The following is a 14,967-nucleotide window of genomic DNA, read 5'->3' on the forward strand; positions in this document are numbered from 1 at the left end:
TTTTATGAGGAAAATTTAAAAACCGGCTCCCTGATTCTGGGGAGCCGGTTTTTTGCTGTGCCTGTCAGTTTTCCAAATTTCTCAGCAACTTGCACGCCAGTTGAAGATTCAGTAAATCGTCTGGATTTTGCAGGTCGGCATGAAGCAAGTCGGCAATTTTTTTTAGCCGGTAATGCAAGGTGTTCAAATGGATGTGCAATTCCTTGGCGGCTTGTCCGGGATGCTGGATAAATTGCGTATAAACCATCAAGGTCTTCAGCAATTCAGCTTCTTTTCCACGGTCATGCTCCATCACAGGGCCAAGAGTTGCTGATACAAAAGCATTGATGTCTTTGTCTTCATTGGCAATTAAAAGGCTCTCAAAACCAAGAGACTGGCTATTGACCACATTTTCTTTCATCCGGGTAGTCCGCATGAACCGAAGGACTTTCAATGAATCTTCGATGGAAGAAGGCAGATCCTCGATGCTATGCACGCATGGGCCGACGCCGAACTTCAAACGGGCTTCCAGTTGCTGTTGGTCGATAAAGTTCTGCAATTCTGCAGCCAGACGCTTTATTTTTTCAAACTGTACATCTTTTGCGGTGCCTTTGCGTGTGGAAAGCAGAAAAATATAATGCTGCTGTTTTTGGACCACCAGGCTCCCAGGAAAGCGTTGGTTCACTTCCACTTGGAACAGATGCGTGAGCTCTCTTTTGTACAATAAATCAGCCATGGTATTGTCATGTGCGGAAACTGAGGCTTCTACAGCAACCGGCAGAAAGTGATTGTCGATATCCAAGCCAAGCCGCTTGGCGCGTTTGATGAAGTTCTCTGTCAGCATGCCGTTCAGCAAATCGTCCATCAATTCAGCTTTAAAGCGGTGTTCCGCTTCGCGAAGTGCCGCTTCCCGGTTGATTTCTAACGTGAAATATAAAATGCTTTGCCGGATAAAGTAAAGATCGGTATCCGTAATTTTTTCATCCGGTCCTGTTAAAACAAAAAGTTTGCCGAGGAGCAAACGTCCGCTTCGGATAGGAAACTCCTGTACTTCCAAGCCTTCCGGTTGATTGCCCATTTGCAAATATTCTCCGTAAATGGTCAACAGCGATATCGGTTTTTGAATTTGGATGGACAGTTGCTTGAGCATATCGCTTAAACCGACCCCATCGTTCATTTTCAACAGCAATTGCTGCTGATAGCTGATAATCTGTTCAAACTCTTCGTTTTTCTTTTTTAAGTCTTCATGGAGGCGGGCTTTGGATAAAGCGATGGCTGCTTGTCCGGCAATGGCTTGAAGAAGCCGCAAATCTTTGTCGGTAAACGTGCCGCCATCAGCAAAGCCGTTGAGTGTAATGACGCCAATGCACTCGTCGTTTTCTGTAATCAACGGTACGCACATGGCGCGCAATGCATTTTGCCCCTTATGCTGGGCAATGGATTCTTCAAGCAATTGGCGGTTCCGTGCCGTCATCGTTTCTGTTTCGACAGGGAGGCCTTGAGGAGAATTGATGAGGACGGGTTCACGGGTCGAAAAACATTTTCCGGTAAACGATTCATTCGCATCCAGGCTGATGTTTTCGACTGCACGGGTGAAATTCACATAAGAAAGGCAAACAAGCTTTTGGATTTCTTCGTCATATAAAAACAAGACACCGCCATCGGCATCCGGTATGGCTTGAATGGATTCTTTTAAGGTAAGTTGAAACAATTCATTCAAATTGAGCGTGGAGTTAACCGCTTCGGCTACTTTGATCAAAGCTTCCATCTGGGAATGGGAAAAGGTTTTCTGCAGGAGCCGGGGCATTCGATCACCCTCCTTTTTTTCAAACCATTTTAACACATCGAAGCGAATTAAAAATAAAAAATTCAAAAAATAAAAAGCGATTCCTAAAAGAATCGCTTTTATTTCCATTTATTCGGTTTTGTCGTATTCGAACAAAATAGCGGCGAAAGACTTAGCGGTGCTTAACATCGCTTTTTCGTCAAAATCGAACATGGCGTGATGGTGAGGGTACACTTCCTGTTCGTTCTCGCGCTGGGCACCCGCAAAAATAAAGCTTCCTGGGACACTTTGTGTATAGTAGGAAAAATCTTCGCCCGGCATGACAGAAGGGGTTTCGGCGACAGCTTCTGCACCCAATACCCGTTCGATGGCCCGCTTGGCAAGCTGTGTTTCTTCCGGGTGGTTCCAGAGGGCATCATAGCCTTTATCAATCACCACTTCTGCCTGTGCGCCCAGTGCCTGAGCCACTTGGGTCGCAATGCCGGCCAAGCGCTCCGCAGCCAGCGCGCGCACTTCCGGTTCATAAGAACGGATGGTTCCGGTCATCACCGCTTCTGTCGGTATGACGTTGTTCGCTTTGCCGCTATTGATGGAACCGACTGAAATCACCAATTGCTTTAAAGGATCTGTGTTGCGGCTGACAATGCTCTGAAGAGCGGTAACAATATGGGAAGCAGTAACGATCGGGTCGACCGTTTCGTGCGGAATCGCCCCGTGACCGCCTTTGCCGTTAATTGTAATGGTGAACGTATCGACCGCTGCCTGGATGAAACCTTCTTTATAGAAAATGACGCCTGCCGGCATGGTGCTTTGAAGGTGGCAGCCGTAAACGGCATCTACTCCGTCGAGGCAGCCGTCCTCGATCATCGCCTGGGCGCCTCCCGGATATTCTTCTTCGCCAAACTGATGAATGAAAACCACATTCTGGCGGATATGTTCAGCATGGTTCACCAAACTTTTGGCAAAAACCATTAGTGCTGCCGTATGTCCATCGTGTCCGCAGGCGTGCATCACATTCGGCACGGTGGATTTATACGGAACTTCTTTTTGGTCTTGAATCGGCAACGCATCAAAATCAGCGCGGAATGCAATGGTTTTAAGCGGATCTTGCGCTTCGAACTTTGCCACAACACCGCGTCCGCCAACGCCTTCGCGCACTTCAAGGCCGAGCTCCCGGTAATAATCCGCAATGTATTTCGGTGTTGCCACTTCCTGATGGGACAGTTCAGGATGCTGGTGCAAATGGCGGCGTATCGCCACCATGCTTGGAAACAACGTGTCCAACTCTGTACAAACTTCTTCCAAGCCTTTATTTTGTATAGACAGATTCTCTGTTTGAATGGCCATGGACGAGAGTTCCTCCTTTATAAACAGCATCAACGCTGCGGAATGCTGAAATATTGTCTTCCGGATCTTCTGAAAGAACGATAAAGTCAGCAACTTTTCCTTTTTTCAGCGAACCGGTTTGGTCTTGGACGTTCAAGGCGCTGGCCGCCTGATAAGTCGCGGATGTGATGATGTCCCGGATCGGCATACCGCATTCATGCATCAATTCCAATTCTTTTGCAAAGTCGCCGTGCAGATTGAACGGAGTCCCGGCATCTGTACCAGCCGCAATTTTTACGCCGGCTTTGACCGCTTTGCGGAAACTTTCCTGATGGGCATCCAGACAGAAAATGGCTTTTTTGACTGCATGCGGCGGGATAGCGCCGGAATCAGCATTTTGCACAATATAATAAGGTGCGGCAAGCGTCGGCACCAGGACAGTGCCGTATTCGATCATCAGCTCAATCGTTTCGTCATCCAGGAAAATGCCATGCTCAATCGTCGTGATGCCGGCACGTACCGCATTCTGGATGCCTTGAGTCCCTTGTGCGTGGGAAGCGGTTGTTTTTCCTGCATGCAAGGCTTCTTCGACCGCTGCCCGCATTTCTTTTTCTGACAGCTGCGGAGAACCGGGGTCAACGCCTGGCGTCATGACGCCGCCTGTCGCCATCAGCTTCAAGACGTCTGCCCCTTGTTTTAAGGTTTGGCGTGCAGCCTTTCGGACTTCATCTTCACCGTCTGCTTCTGATGCCATCGGGTAGCCGTGGCCGCCGGTCATAACAATGGGCTGGCCAGAACCGTAAACAGTAGGCCCGGTAAGAAGGCCGGCGTTGACAGCATTTCGGTAAGCAAGGTCGACATGCCATTTCGATCCGAGATTTCTTACGCTAGTGACCCCTGACTGCAATTGCTTTACTGCATTTGCCTGATGGCGGTAAGCGGAAGAGGCTTGCGTTTCTTTCGCCATTTCCGCAAATGGATCGGCAACGCCGTCCATCCCGAGGTGAATATGCATATCGAATAATCCGGGCAAAATAGTTTTGCCTTGCCCATCGATGGTTTCAGAAGCTGCCATTTGGACAGCTTCTTGCCCCGTTGCAACGATTTTCCCACCTTCAACTACGATGGCGGATTGCGTCAGTTTTTCTCCAGTACCGGTGTATAACGTGATATTTTCCCATTTTAAAGTCATAAAAATTCCTCCTTATTGTGGCAAATGAATTCCGCCGCCAGGTCCGAGCGGAAGGCCGAGCAAGAACCAGATAACGAACAAGATAATCCAGAAAATCGCAAACGCGATGGAATATGGCAGAAGGGAAGCAAGCAAGGTCCCCATCCCGATATTCTTGTCGTATTTTTTCGCGAATGTCAGCAAGATGGCAAAGTAAGCAAGCATCGGTGTAATTGGGTTGGTAATGGAGTCTGCAATGCGGTAAGCCACTTGCGTAACCGCCGGGTCGTAGCCAAGAAGCATGAACATCGGCACAAATACCGGTGCAAGGAGCGCCCATTTGGCAGAAGCGCTGGCAATCAGCAAGTTGATCAAAGCGGCTATCGCGATAAAGCCCAGGATAAGCGGCAGCCCTTCAAATCCGATGCCTTTCAAGAATCCCGCGCCTTCGATGGCAATGATCGGACCTAGGTTGCTCATGCCGAAGAATGCAATCATTTGAGCAGCAACGAACGCCAAAACGATATAGCCGCCCATTCCGGACATTGCTTTTGTTAAATGTTCGGCAACGTCTTTATCGCTTTTTAAGACTTTTGCACCAAATCCGTAGGCAAGAGCAGGCAACAAGAAAGCAAACAGCATGATTGGCACAATGCCGGTCATAAACGGAGAAACAATGACGCCGCCCGTTTCCTGGTTGCGCAAAATCGCATTTTCCGGAAGAACGAGTAACAAGATGACGACTGTGTAAAGTGCAAGAGCAATAGCTGCCCACAGGAGGCCGCGCTTTTCTTCCGGCGTCGCTTTTTCCAGTTTTTCAACCGTGCCTGTATAGGCGCCTAAGCGGGGTTCTGTAATTTTTGTCGTTACAAACATCGCTACCGGAATAATCACGAATGTGGAAGCGATCATGAAATACCAGTTGATAGCAGGATTCGCAACGTAATTTGGATCAATCAGGTTGGCGCCTGCTTGCGTAAATCCGGACAATAACGGATCGAGCATGCTGACAAGCAAGTTGGCGCTGAAGGCACCGGTAACTGTGGCATAACCGGCAATCAGGCCGGCAATTGGATTGCGCCCGAGTGCAGCAAAAATCATGGCGGCGATTGGAGGCAACACAACTTGCGCTGCATCAGCAGCTGTATTTCCAAGAACTGCAATCAATAAAATAGTCGGCAAAATAATTTTTGCCGGAGCATTTAAAATCGTCGTTTTCATAAACGTCGTTACAAGGCCGGTCGATTCCGCAAGGCCTACGCCAAGCATAACGACAAGCACGAGTCCGAGAGGGGGGAAGCCCGTAAAATTCGGAACCAAGGTTTCAACAATGGACCGGATGCCAGCGCCGTTGAGCAAATTGACGACTTGGATTTCTTCGCCTGTCCCAGGGTGTACCGACTTAACACCAAGAGATGAAAAAATGGCAGAAGCAACTAAAATGATGAGAGTAAAGGCGGCGAACAGTGTTACCGGGTCCGGAAGTTTGTTTCCGTAAATTTCTACTTTGTTTAACAACTTTTGAAACAAGCTTGGTTTTTCTGCTTTGCCATTGGCTGCATTAGCTTCTACAATCTTGCTCATGTATTCACTCCCTTTAGTTTGAATTGTTAAAATATTATTACTTTATTCGATTAAACTATATAGGAAAGTTCACAAAAAGAAGAAGAAAGCTTTGTGGATTGTCATAAAATCTGTTTAATTTGCTAAACGCGTGGGTATAGAAAAAGCTTGTTAATTCGCCAATCGGGCTAGCTTAAAATCATAATTAACAGAATTGATGGATTTGATAATTAATTATTTTTCTATATACTTGTTAACTAACTTCTTTCATAAAATTTTCAAGGAGTTGGGATTTGCATAAATGAAAGAAGAAAAACGACAGGGGGTATGAAAGAAAAGATGAATGAATCCAATGAACCGACTTATGAAAACAATAGAAAAAGCAAGTGGAAATGGGAAATGCCCGATACATACGTGATTTTGCTTTTCGTATTATTACTGGCGGCGGCCGCCACATACATAGTGCCAGCGGGCACATTTGAACGGGAAGTAGTGGAAGAAGTCGAAAGAGTGGTGCCGAATACATACAGCGAAACGGAACAAAACCCTACCGGCTTTATGGATATCTTTTTGGCTTTGCAATCCGGAATGGTCCAATCAGGCGGGCTGATCTTTTTAGTGCTGTTTGCCGGAGGAGCATTTGAAGTAGTGGAACGCTCTGGAGCCATCAAGGGAGGAATTCTTCGGGCAGTCAATAAGACACGCGGAAAAGAATTTTGGCTGATTGCGCTTGTATCGATCCTGTTTGCACTTGGAGGAGCGGTAGGAGCGGTAGCGAATTCCATCATTCCATTTGTGGCTATCGGCCTGATCATTGCGCGGGCATTGAAGCTCGATGCCATAGTAGCAGTATCGATTACATTTGGAGCGACTTTTGCGGGATTCAATGTCGGTTTTTTAAACCCTTACACAGTAGGAATTGCCCAAAGCATTGCGGATGTTCCGCTGTTTTCAGGAATGATGCTGAGAATTTTTGCGTTTGTTGTAATTGTTGGCGTAACCATTTATTATACATGGCGTTATGCCAAGAAAATTCTTAAAGATCCGGCAAAAAGCCTGGTGGGAGTGTTGGAAGTAGGGAGTGGTGATGAATCGGAATTGCAAGCGCCCTTCACCGTCCGGCACAAACTGATTTTGTCGTTTGTCGCACTTTGTTTGGCGTTCTTTGTATTTGCCACCATCCAATTTCAATGGTCGATCGACCATATGGCCGCGTTCTTTATCATCATCGGCATCGGTTCCGGAATCATTGCGGGCATGGATTACAATAAACTGACCATGACGTTTCTGGAAGGCTGTAAAAACCTCGTGTACGGGGCGTTGATTATCGGGGTTGCCCGTGCAATTTTGATCGTTATGGAAAACGCACAGATTCTGGATACCTTTGTCTATGCTTTATCGGTGCCTCTTGAAGGACTGACTCCTGTGTTTGCAGCGCTTGGAATGTTTGTTGCGAATGGGATGATTAATTTCTTAGTTCCTTCAGGCAGTGGACAGGCGATGATTGTGATGCCGATTCTTTCGCCTTTGGCGGATATGATTGGAGTCACGCGCCAAGTTGCGGTCCAGGCTTACCAATTCGGTGATGGATTCACCAACAGCATTTTCCCGACTTCCGGTCCGCTGATGGCGAGTCTCGCCATTGCGGGTGTTCCGTGGATCAAATGGGCGAAATGGATGTTGCCTCTGCTGCTCATCTGGGTGGTTATTGCGGTCGTCATGCTGACAGTCGGTGTACTGATCGAGTGGGGACCGGTATAAAAAGAAGATGCTCCGCTGGGGGCATCTTCTTAAGCTTGTATAGAGTTGCGGCGCTTTTTTGCCGTTTCTGCCCAACCGGTAAAAGCAGCTTTGTTCTCCAGCCGTTCTTTGATGCGGTCGGCACAAAAAGCAATTTCCGCTTTGGACGTATCCACTTCCAGGTCGTATTGTTCATTTTGCTGATGCACATACTCCAGCTGCTTCTTGGCGAGTCCCGGCGGACGGTCGCCTCTTTGGGATTCTCTTTTTTCAATTTCATCGAGCGGGCAGTGGACGCCAACAAACAGCACCGGATAATCTTTCAGGACGGCCAGGCAATCATTCAGTGTAAAATCATCATGCAAAATTTGATCGACCACCAAGTGAATGCCGCTTTCGGAAAACATGGCAATGTTTCGGTGAAAATAATACTCTGTCGGGACCGGAATCAGCCGGTTTTGATCCCGGTCCTCCATCTGTTCAATGATTCCGTCAAACTCATCGATACTCAGCGCAAAATAATCAGGAAGCTGTTTGATGAGTTCGTTTGCCAGAGTGGTTTTGCCGGAACTGGATGTCCCGTTCAATAATATAATCGTTCCTTTATCCATAACTTTCTCCTCCGAAATAGAAAAGTTCAATAAAAAAAGTATACCTGCTGGTTTTCCAGCAGGCAATCTAATGGAAAACTGTCCCAATCCATAAAGGATTATGGTAGAATTTCTTCGTATGCAATAATTCACTACGGGTGTTCAGAAAGAGCAGGTGCAGAAATGATTGTCGGTATCGATGCAGGCGGGACCTTGATTAAAGTGGCGTACACCGAAAACGGTTCACTCCATTTTATAAAATACCCAATTGCCGAAATAGAGCGGGTTGCCGGTTGGATAAACGGGCTGGAGAATCCCGTGATTTGTGTGACCGGCGGTAAATCGGGTGTACTCCGTTCGCTAATAAATATAAATTTAAAGGAAATGGTGGAATTTGATGCCACACATCTCGGCGTTCAATTCCTGTTGGACCGGATGGGGCGTTCAGAAGATATTTATGTCGTGACCAATGTCGGAACAGGCACGTCCATCCATTGCATCCAGAACAATATGCAGGAACGCCTTGGCGGAACAGGAGTCGGCGGCGGAACTTTGGTAGGGTTGAGCCATCTGCTGACGGGCATTACGGATTATGAAGAAATTGTCGAATTGGCAAGCAAAGGTTCGAGAGACCGCATCGATTTGAAAGTAAAGCATATATACGAAGGCAAAGAACCTCCGATTTCCGGCGAATTGACCGCCAGCAATTTTGGCAATGATTTATTTTCTGCTGCCGGTGAACTGTCGAAAGAAGAACTGTTGGCAACAGTGGTCGGCCTGGTTGGCGAAACGGTCAGCACGGTAAGTGTCTTAGCCGCTCGCCAGTGTGCCAGTTCAACCATTATTTACATCGGGTCTTCCTTTATCCACAATCCACTGTTAAAAGAAGTGGTGGAAAGCTACACAATATTGCGCGGGGCAACACCGCTATTTTTGGAGAACGGCGAGTTTTCCGGAGCAGTCGGCGCCATGATCAGTTTAAAATAAAAAAGATGGCGCTTCTGGCGCCATCTTTTTTATTCATTGATGATAATCAATTTTTCCCGGATGTCTGTGCGTTCCCGTTTTTCCGGTACGTGCTGCGGATAACCGATCATCATCGTCGCTACAATCTTTTCGCCGGGCTGTACGCCGATGGCTTCCCGGAATACGGGATCGTAAATCCAGTCATTCGAGCGCCAGATCATTCCGATGCCGCGTGCCCAGGCAGCGAGCTGGAAGTTTTGTAGAAGCGACGAAATCGCACCGTAGTCTTCGTCCCAGCGTCTTTGGCGCGGATCTTCCGGCATGATCACCACCAAATGCAAAGGAATATCGCGGAAGTATTGTGCCTTATTCAAGACTTTTTGCGGAACGGCTCCGTCTTCTTTTGGCATGGCATCGATAAAGGCCTGCACAAATTTCTCTTTGCCGTCGCCGGCATACAATTGAAAGCGCCAAGGCTGATTTACTTTGTGGTTGGGCGCCCATTTTGCCACGTTCAGCAATTCAATGATTTCTTCAATATCCACCGGGTCTTTTTTGAACTTCTTGATGGTCCGGCGCTCTAAAATATTTTGATCTATTGGGGTCAGCATTTGTCTCTCTCCTTTATGCAAATGATAAAGCTTCTCATTCAATCAAACCAGAATGGGCGTGAAAACGCAATCAAGTGCTCTTTTATTGCCTGGGAAATAAAATAGGAAGAAACCGAGGCAAGCGTATTAAAACTGACATAATATCGCCTGCTTTCAGTTCGGTTTGTTGGTAAAATGAAGACAATAGTAAGGAGTGGATGAGGAATGGCAACAGTAGCAGTGGTAGGCGGAGGCATTACAGGACTTTCCGCTATGCACTATTTGCAGCAACTAAAAAAAGAACAGAATCTTGATTTGGAACTGGTGTTAATTGAGCAAAGTGAAGAATTGGGCGGGAAGATCCGTACGGTAAAAGATGCCGAATTCATCATGGAAACCGGTGCGGATTCGATTGTTGCTCGCCATGCCAGCGTCATGCCGCTGATTGAAGAGCTGGACTTGCAGGACCGGGTCGTCTATAACGGCACGGGCATTTCCTATTTATATGCCAATAATCAACTGCACGCTATTCCGGCCGATACGGTATTTGGCATACCGATGGATGAAGAAGCCCTTTTCAGTTCGACGCTAGTGTCGGAAGAAGGGAAGCGAGCGGCGCTGCGGGATTTTGAAACGAAGAATGAGGCCTTCACACGCGACAGTTCAATTGGGGAGTTCCTGGAAGCGTTTCTTGGCAAAGAACTTGTGGACAATCAGATTGCACCGGTGCTGTCAGGCGTTTACTCCGGGAATCTGCATGAACTGACGCTTGCTTCGACTTTGCCTTATTTGGTCGATTACAAAAATAAATACGGCAGCATCATCAAAGGGCTGGAAGCGAACAAACAGCATTTTCAAGGGGCTGCGAACAAGAAATTCATTTCGTTCGACGAAGGCATGGCGGTGTTGATTGACCGGCTGGAAGAAAAACTGGATGAAGCGACAATCATAAAAGGGACGGCTACAGAAGCGGTCGTGAAAACGGAGGGCGGCTATGAAGTGAAGATGGCTGATGGAAGATCGGTGATAGCCGATTACGTCATTCTGGCAACGCCTCATGAAGCGGCGCAAAGTCTGTTGAAGGAAAAAGCGCTGGAACCGGAATTTGGCCAGCTCTTGAATTCATCATTGATCAGCGTCTATTTTGGTTTTGACTTGCCCGACGCACAACTGCCTGCAGATGGCACCGGGTTTATCGTATCTCAGGATACAGATTTGATATGCAATGCCTGCACGTGGACGAGCCGCAAGTGGAGCCATACTTCCCGCAACGGAAACTTGCTTGTTCGATTGTTCTATAAAAGCTCCAATCCGTCGTATGGCCGTTTGAAGGATTTATCAGAAAGCGAACTGGCGGAATTGGCGTTGACGGATATCGAGAAAAGTCTGGGGATTTCGTCTAAACCCGTATCGGTTGAAGTGACCGGCTGGAAAAACTTGATGCCGAATTACACGATGCAGCACAAGACGGCTGTTTCAGCGCTGGAAGAAAAAATGGCTGAACTAATGCCGAATGTGAAGCTCGCAGGTGCTTCGTTTTACGGTGTCGGCATCGGCGCCTGCATCCAAAACGGCAAAGATGTGGCTATGGAGATTGCAGCAAGCATAAAAGGTGAATGAAAACAGGGGGAGTGGCCAACGGGCTGCTCTCTTTTTTAGTTTACGAGCAACTTTGGGGTGGATATGAGCGACTTGCTTGGTTTTACGAGCAAGTCCGGGTGCAATACGAGCAACTTCAGAGCATATACGAGCAACTCGCACCACTTTACGCCCAACTCCCCAAAAAACGATAAAAAAACAGCCATCCCCAAAGGGACAGCTGCCATCAAATTATTTATTTAACTTCAGTAAGGCCAGGTACTGGAAGGCCTAGACCTTCAGCAACGCGTGTACCGAATTCAGGATCCGCTTTGTACAAGTGGCTGATTTGACGAAGTTTGATATCTTCTTTTGTCACCGCGCTCAAGCCGCCGACGAAAGTAGCAACAAGGCGTTCTTGCTCTTCCGGAGTCTGCAAGCGGTAAAGGTCGCCCGGTTGTGTGTAGAAGTCTTCTTCACGGTAAGGCACAGAATCAGTGAAGCCTTCAACTGCAAGTGGAGCTGGTTTTGCAGCAGCCGTTTCAGTCGGTCCGCCGTAGCTGTTTGGCTCGTAGTAGACAGAACCGCCGCCGTTTGCGCCAAAGTTCATTTGGCCGTCGCGCTGGTAGTTGTTTACTTCGTTTTTCGCAGCGTTGATCGGCAGCATTTGGTGGTTAGCGCCTACGCGGTAACGGTGTGCATCGTGGTATGCGAACAAACGGCCTTGAAGCATTTTGTCCGGAGATACGTCGATACCCGGAACCAATGTACCAGGAGAGAACGTTGCTTGCTCAACTTCTGCAAAATAGTTTTGCGGATTGCGGTTAAGCACCATGCGTCCAACTTCGATCAACGGGTAGTCTTTGTGAGACCATGTTTTTGTAACATCGAACGGGTCGAAGCGGTATGTGTTCGCATCTTCCAAAGGCATGATTTGCACGTACATTTTCCAAGCAGGGAAGTCGCCTTCTTCAATGGCATTGAAAAGATCTTCTGTATGGAAGTCAGGGTTTTCGCCGGCAATTTTGTCAGCGACTTCCTGAGTGATGTTTTGGATGCCTTGTTCAGTCAGGAAGTGGTATTTCACCCAATGGGATACGCCTTCAGCGTTTGTCCATTTGAATGTATGGCTTCCGAAACCATGCATGTGGCGAAGAGTCGCAGGGATTCCGCGGTCGCCCATCAAATACGTTACTTGGTGCAACGATTCTGGTGACAATGACCAGAAGTCCCACACTGCGTTAGGGTTTTTCAAGTGAGTGCGTGGATCACGCTTTTGTGTATGGATAAAGTCAGGGAATTTGATCGCATCGCGGATAAAGAAAATCGGCGTGTTGTTTCCAACTAGATCGTAGTTTCCTTCTTCTGTGTAGAATTTCAAAGCAAAGCCGCGTGGGTCGCGAACAGTGTCAGCAGAACCAAGTTCGCCGGCTACTGTAGAGAAACGGGCAAACATATCCGTCTTTTTGCCGACTTCTGACAAGAAAGCAGCTTTTGTATATTTTGTAAGGTCTTGTGTAACTTCAAAGTATCCGTGAGCGCCAGCGCCTTTAGCGTGGACAACACGTTCAGGAACACGTTCCCGGTTAAAGTGTGCTAATTTCTCAAGAAGATGAACATCTTGAAGCAATACTGGTCCGCGTTGGCCAGCCGTCTGCGAGTTCTGGTTGTCGCCAACCGGTGCCCCCCAGCTAGTCGTTAAAGTTCTTTTATCTGTACTCATGAATCGAACACCTCATTCTCATTATTAGGTAAAACACTACATTCATAATGATAACAGTTTTCAAATTAAAATCAATACTTAATGATAATGATTATAATTAAAGAAATTTGTTAGAGGCTGTAAGACACAAAATTTTTATATTCACAAAAGCAATTCTCAATTGGATAGAGGATTCTTTCTACTATCTTTAACATTGCCCGAAAAAAGAAAAAAACTCAACTTTAAACTCCTGTTTGAAAATTAAACATACGTGTATAGAAAGAGATTGCATTTCAAAATAAAAATAGCTAAGATAAAATTCAAGTAAAAGTTTTCAGAAAACTAAATCTATTGAGGTGAAGGAACAATCAAAAAGGGGTTAAAGGACGGATGAAATGTAAGCCTTTTCATATGAGGTTAGTTATGCAGATGCCACTAAAACAAAAGGGGATGGGAAAGATGCTCATTACACAATCAATCGCAGAGTATGCGGATATACAGCCTGAAAAAGTTTATACCTCTTATCAAGGGAGAGAATGGAGCTATAGCGAGTTTTATCAAAAGGTCAAACAGGTTGCGGCATATTTTCAGCAGAAGGGTTACCAAAAAGACGATATTATCGCCTTGTATGCATTGAATTCCGATACGTTTCTTGCTTGTTATTTCGGCATCCAGTTAGGCGGTTTTATTGCCATGCCGGTCAACACGAAACTGGCAGCGCCGGAAGTTCAGTATATTTTCTCAAATTCGGAAGCGAAAGCGTTGATCTATGATGTGCGTATTGAAGAAGTGATCAAAAACACGGCGCATGAGTTCCGGGATACGTTAACCATCGGCGGAGAAGATACGTTAGGGCACATTATGGAAGATGCTTCGCTGGAGTTTAAACCGGTATCCTTGGACGCGGAAGATACCGCTGTAGTGATGTATACCTCGGGAACAACGGGAAAACCGAAAGGCGTGATGCTGACGCACGGCAATATACAAGCATGCGCGGAAATCTGGTCCGAAGCCATGGCGATTACCGGGCAGGACCGGATGCTTATCTCAACGCCTCTTTTCCATTGTGCAGCGGCTCATGTTTTTGTCGTGCCTGTCACCCATAAAGGCGGCTCCTTGGTGATAGAAGAAGCGTTTTCTCCTGACAAGACGCTGGGTATGCTGAAGTCCGCCCAGCCGACCATGTTTTTCGGCGTTCCGGCGATGTACAGCATCATTTTGAACCTGCCGGATATTCAAAAAGTGCAATTGCCGGCATTGCGCCTGTTTTGTTACGGGGCGGCGCCCATGCCTTATGAGCTCGTTAAAAAATTGAAAGAGACCTTCCCGGCTGTCGGTGTCCAAAATTGCTATGGGCAGACGGAAAACGCGCCGGCTGCCTCTTCCTTAAAAGACCATTTTGCCCTTGATAAAATTGGTTCGGTCGGAGAAGTGCTCCCGCAGACGGAAATCCAGGTGGTGGATGAATTTGGGGATCCGCTGCCAACCGGGCAAGTGGGTGAAATCGTCGTCAAAGGTCCGCAGGTGATGAAAGGCTATTTAAGGAATGAAGAAGCGACGCGCCAAGCGGTTAAAAACGGCTGGATGTACAGTGGCGACCTTGGGAAATTTGATGAAGACGGCCTGTTGTATATCGTTGACCGCAAAAAAGACATGATTATCCGCGGCGGCGAAAACGTCTATCCGGTGGAAGTCGAAGAAGTGCTGTACCAAATTCCGCAATTGCTCGAAGCGGCAGTTGTCGGCGTGCCGCACGAAGTATACGGCGAAGTGCCAAAAGCCTACGTTGTCCTAAAAGAGGGGAAGTCCGTGTCAGAAGAAGAAATCAAATCGTATTGTACGACCCAGCTCGCAAAATACAAAGTGCCGCTGGAAGTGGAATATCTGGATGAATTGCCGCGCAATGCGTCTGGAAAAGTGTTGAAGCATACATTGCGTGCGGCGGAAAGTTCGCGGGCTTAATGAGAGGGGAATTT

At 47.2% G+C, this 14,967-nt stretch carries 11 protein-coding genes; 4 read left to right on the forward strand and 7 right to left on the reverse strand.

Annotation, left to right across the window (positions count from 1 at the left end; translation table 11 throughout):
* Window positions 1-64: 64 nt before the first annotated feature.
* The 4 genes from HU147_RS06010 to HU147_RS06025 all read right to left on the reverse strand — a co-directional run bounded on the left by HU147_RS06010 (window position 65) and on the right by HU147_RS06025 (window position 5,846).
* Window positions 65-1,786, reverse strand: a complete 1,722-nt coding sequence (locus tag HU147_RS06010) for a GAF domain-containing protein (RefSeq protein ID WP_224075395.1) — start codon at window positions 1,784-1,786, stop codon at window positions 65-67.
* Between the two features lie 108 nt (window positions 1,787-1,894).
* Window positions 1,895-3,112, reverse strand: coding sequence for a M20 metallopeptidase family protein (locus HU147_RS06015; protein ID WP_224075396.1), 1,218 nt, complete (start codon window positions 3,110-3,112; stop codon window positions 1,895-1,897).
* Window positions 3,075-4,283 (reverse strand): metal-dependent hydrolase family protein, encoded by a 1,209-nt coding sequence (locus tag HU147_RS06020; protein WP_224075397.1) that lies wholly within the window; start codon window positions 4,281-4,283, stop codon window positions 3,075-3,077. The genes HU147_RS06015 and HU147_RS06020 overlap by 38 nt, the downstream gene beginning before the upstream one ends.
* Before the next feature lie 12 nt (window positions 4,284-4,295).
* Entirely contained in the window at window positions 4,296-5,846 is a 1,551-nt protein-coding gene (locus HU147_RS06025) for an AbgT family transporter (RefSeq protein ID WP_224075398.1), read from the reverse strand.
* A 306-nt stretch (window positions 5,847-6,152) separates the two neighbouring features.
* Here HU147_RS06025 and HU147_RS06030 point away from each other — a divergent pair, with 306 nt between their 5' ends.
* Complete coding sequence (locus HU147_RS06030) at window positions 6,153-7,586, forward strand: YfcC family protein (protein ID WP_224075399.1); 1,434 nt, start codon at window positions 6,153-6,155, stop codon at window positions 7,584-7,586.
* Window positions 7,587-7,615: 29 nt separating this feature from the next.
* On the opposite strand, the gene HU147_RS06035 is transcribed toward HU147_RS06030, so the two are convergent.
* Window positions 7,616-8,176, reverse strand: coding sequence for a chloramphenicol phosphotransferase CPT family protein (locus HU147_RS06035; protein ID WP_224075400.1), 561 nt, complete (start codon window positions 8,174-8,176; stop codon window positions 7,616-7,618).
* Between the two features lie 162 nt (window positions 8,177-8,338).
* On the opposite strand from HU147_RS06035, the gene coaW reads away from it, so the two are divergent.
* A complete protein-coding gene (gene coaW / locus HU147_RS06040) occupies window positions 8,339-9,142 on the forward strand; it encodes a type II pantothenate kinase (RefSeq protein ID WP_224075401.1) in 804 nt (267 codons plus the stop codon).
* 29 nt (window positions 9,143-9,171) lie between these two features.
* On the opposite strand, the gene HU147_RS06045 is transcribed toward coaW, so the two are convergent.
* Entirely contained in the window at window positions 9,172-9,732 is a 561-nt protein-coding gene (locus HU147_RS06045; RefSeq protein WP_224075402.1) for a nitroreductase family protein, read from the reverse strand.
* A gap of 204 nt (window positions 9,733-9,936) precedes the next feature.
* On the opposite strand from HU147_RS06045, the gene HU147_RS06050 reads away from it, so the two are divergent.
* Window positions 9,937-11,331: a protoporphyrinogen oxidase gene (locus HU147_RS06050; protein WP_224075403.1), complete on the forward strand. Its 1,395-nt coding sequence runs from the start codon at window positions 9,937-9,939 to the stop codon at window positions 11,329-11,331.
* A 214-nt stretch (window positions 11,332-11,545) separates the two neighbouring features.
* On the opposite strand, the gene katA is transcribed toward HU147_RS06050, so the two are convergent.
* A complete protein-coding gene (gene katA / locus HU147_RS06055; RefSeq protein ID WP_224075404.1) occupies window positions 11,546-13,012 on the reverse strand; it encodes a catalase KatA in 1,467 nt (488 codons plus the stop codon).
* A gap of 438 nt (window positions 13,013-13,450) precedes the next feature.
* On the opposite strand from katA, the gene HU147_RS06060 reads away from it, so the two are divergent.
* A complete protein-coding gene (locus HU147_RS06060) occupies window positions 13,451-14,953 on the forward strand; it encodes a class I adenylate-forming enzyme family protein (RefSeq protein ID WP_224075405.1) in 1,503 nt (500 codons plus the stop codon).
* Window positions 14,954-14,967 lie beyond the last annotated feature (14 nt).

Origin of the sequence: Planococcus chinensis (assembly GCF_020071995.1) — a bacterium.
Classification (GTDB): Bacteria; Bacillota; Bacilli; order Bacillales_A; family Planococcaceae; genus Planococcus; species Planococcus chinensis_A.

What these genes read in the sequence shown, in the direction of transcription:
- HU147_RS06020 (WP_224075397.1), bottom strand. Translation starts at nt 4,283, where the DNA reads ATGACTTTAAAATGGGAAAATATCACGTTATACACCGGTACTGGAGAA.
- HU147_RS06010 (WP_224075395.1), bottom strand. Translation starts at nt 1,786, where the DNA reads ATGCCCCGGCTCCTGCAGAAAACCTTTTCCCATTCCCAGATGGAAGCT.
- katA (WP_224075404.1), bottom strand. Translation starts at nt 13,012, where the DNA reads ATGAGTACAGATAAAAGAACTTTAACGACTAGCTGGGGGGCACCGGTT.
- HU147_RS06035 (WP_224075400.1), bottom strand. Translation starts at nt 8,176, where the DNA reads ATGGATAAAGGAACGATTATATTATTGAACGGGACATCCAGTTCCGGC.
- HU147_RS06030 (WP_224075399.1), top strand. Translation starts at nt 6,153, where the DNA reads ATGAAAGAAAAGATGAATGAATCCAATGAACCGACTTATGAAAACAAT.
- HU147_RS06060 (WP_224075405.1), top strand. Translation starts at nt 13,451, where the DNA reads ATGCTCATTACACAATCAATCGCAGAGTATGCGGATATACAGCCTGAA.
- HU147_RS06025 (WP_224075398.1), bottom strand. Translation starts at nt 5,846, where the DNA reads ATGAGCAAGATTGTAGAAGCTAATGCAGCCAATGGCAAAGCAGAAAAA.
- HU147_RS06045 (WP_224075402.1), bottom strand. Translation starts at nt 9,732, where the DNA reads ATGCTGACCCCAATAGATCAAAATATTTTAGAGCGCCGGACCATCAAG.
- HU147_RS06050 (WP_224075403.1), top strand. Translation starts at nt 9,937, where the DNA reads ATGGCAACAGTAGCAGTGGTAGGCGGAGGCATTACAGGACTTTCCGCT.
- coaW (WP_224075401.1), top strand. Translation starts at nt 8,339, where the DNA reads ATGATTGTCGGTATCGATGCAGGCGGGACCTTGATTAAAGTGGCGTAC.
- HU147_RS06015 (WP_224075396.1), bottom strand. Translation starts at nt 3,112, where the DNA reads ATGGCCATTCAAACAGAGAATCTGTCTATACAAAATAAAGGCTTGGAA.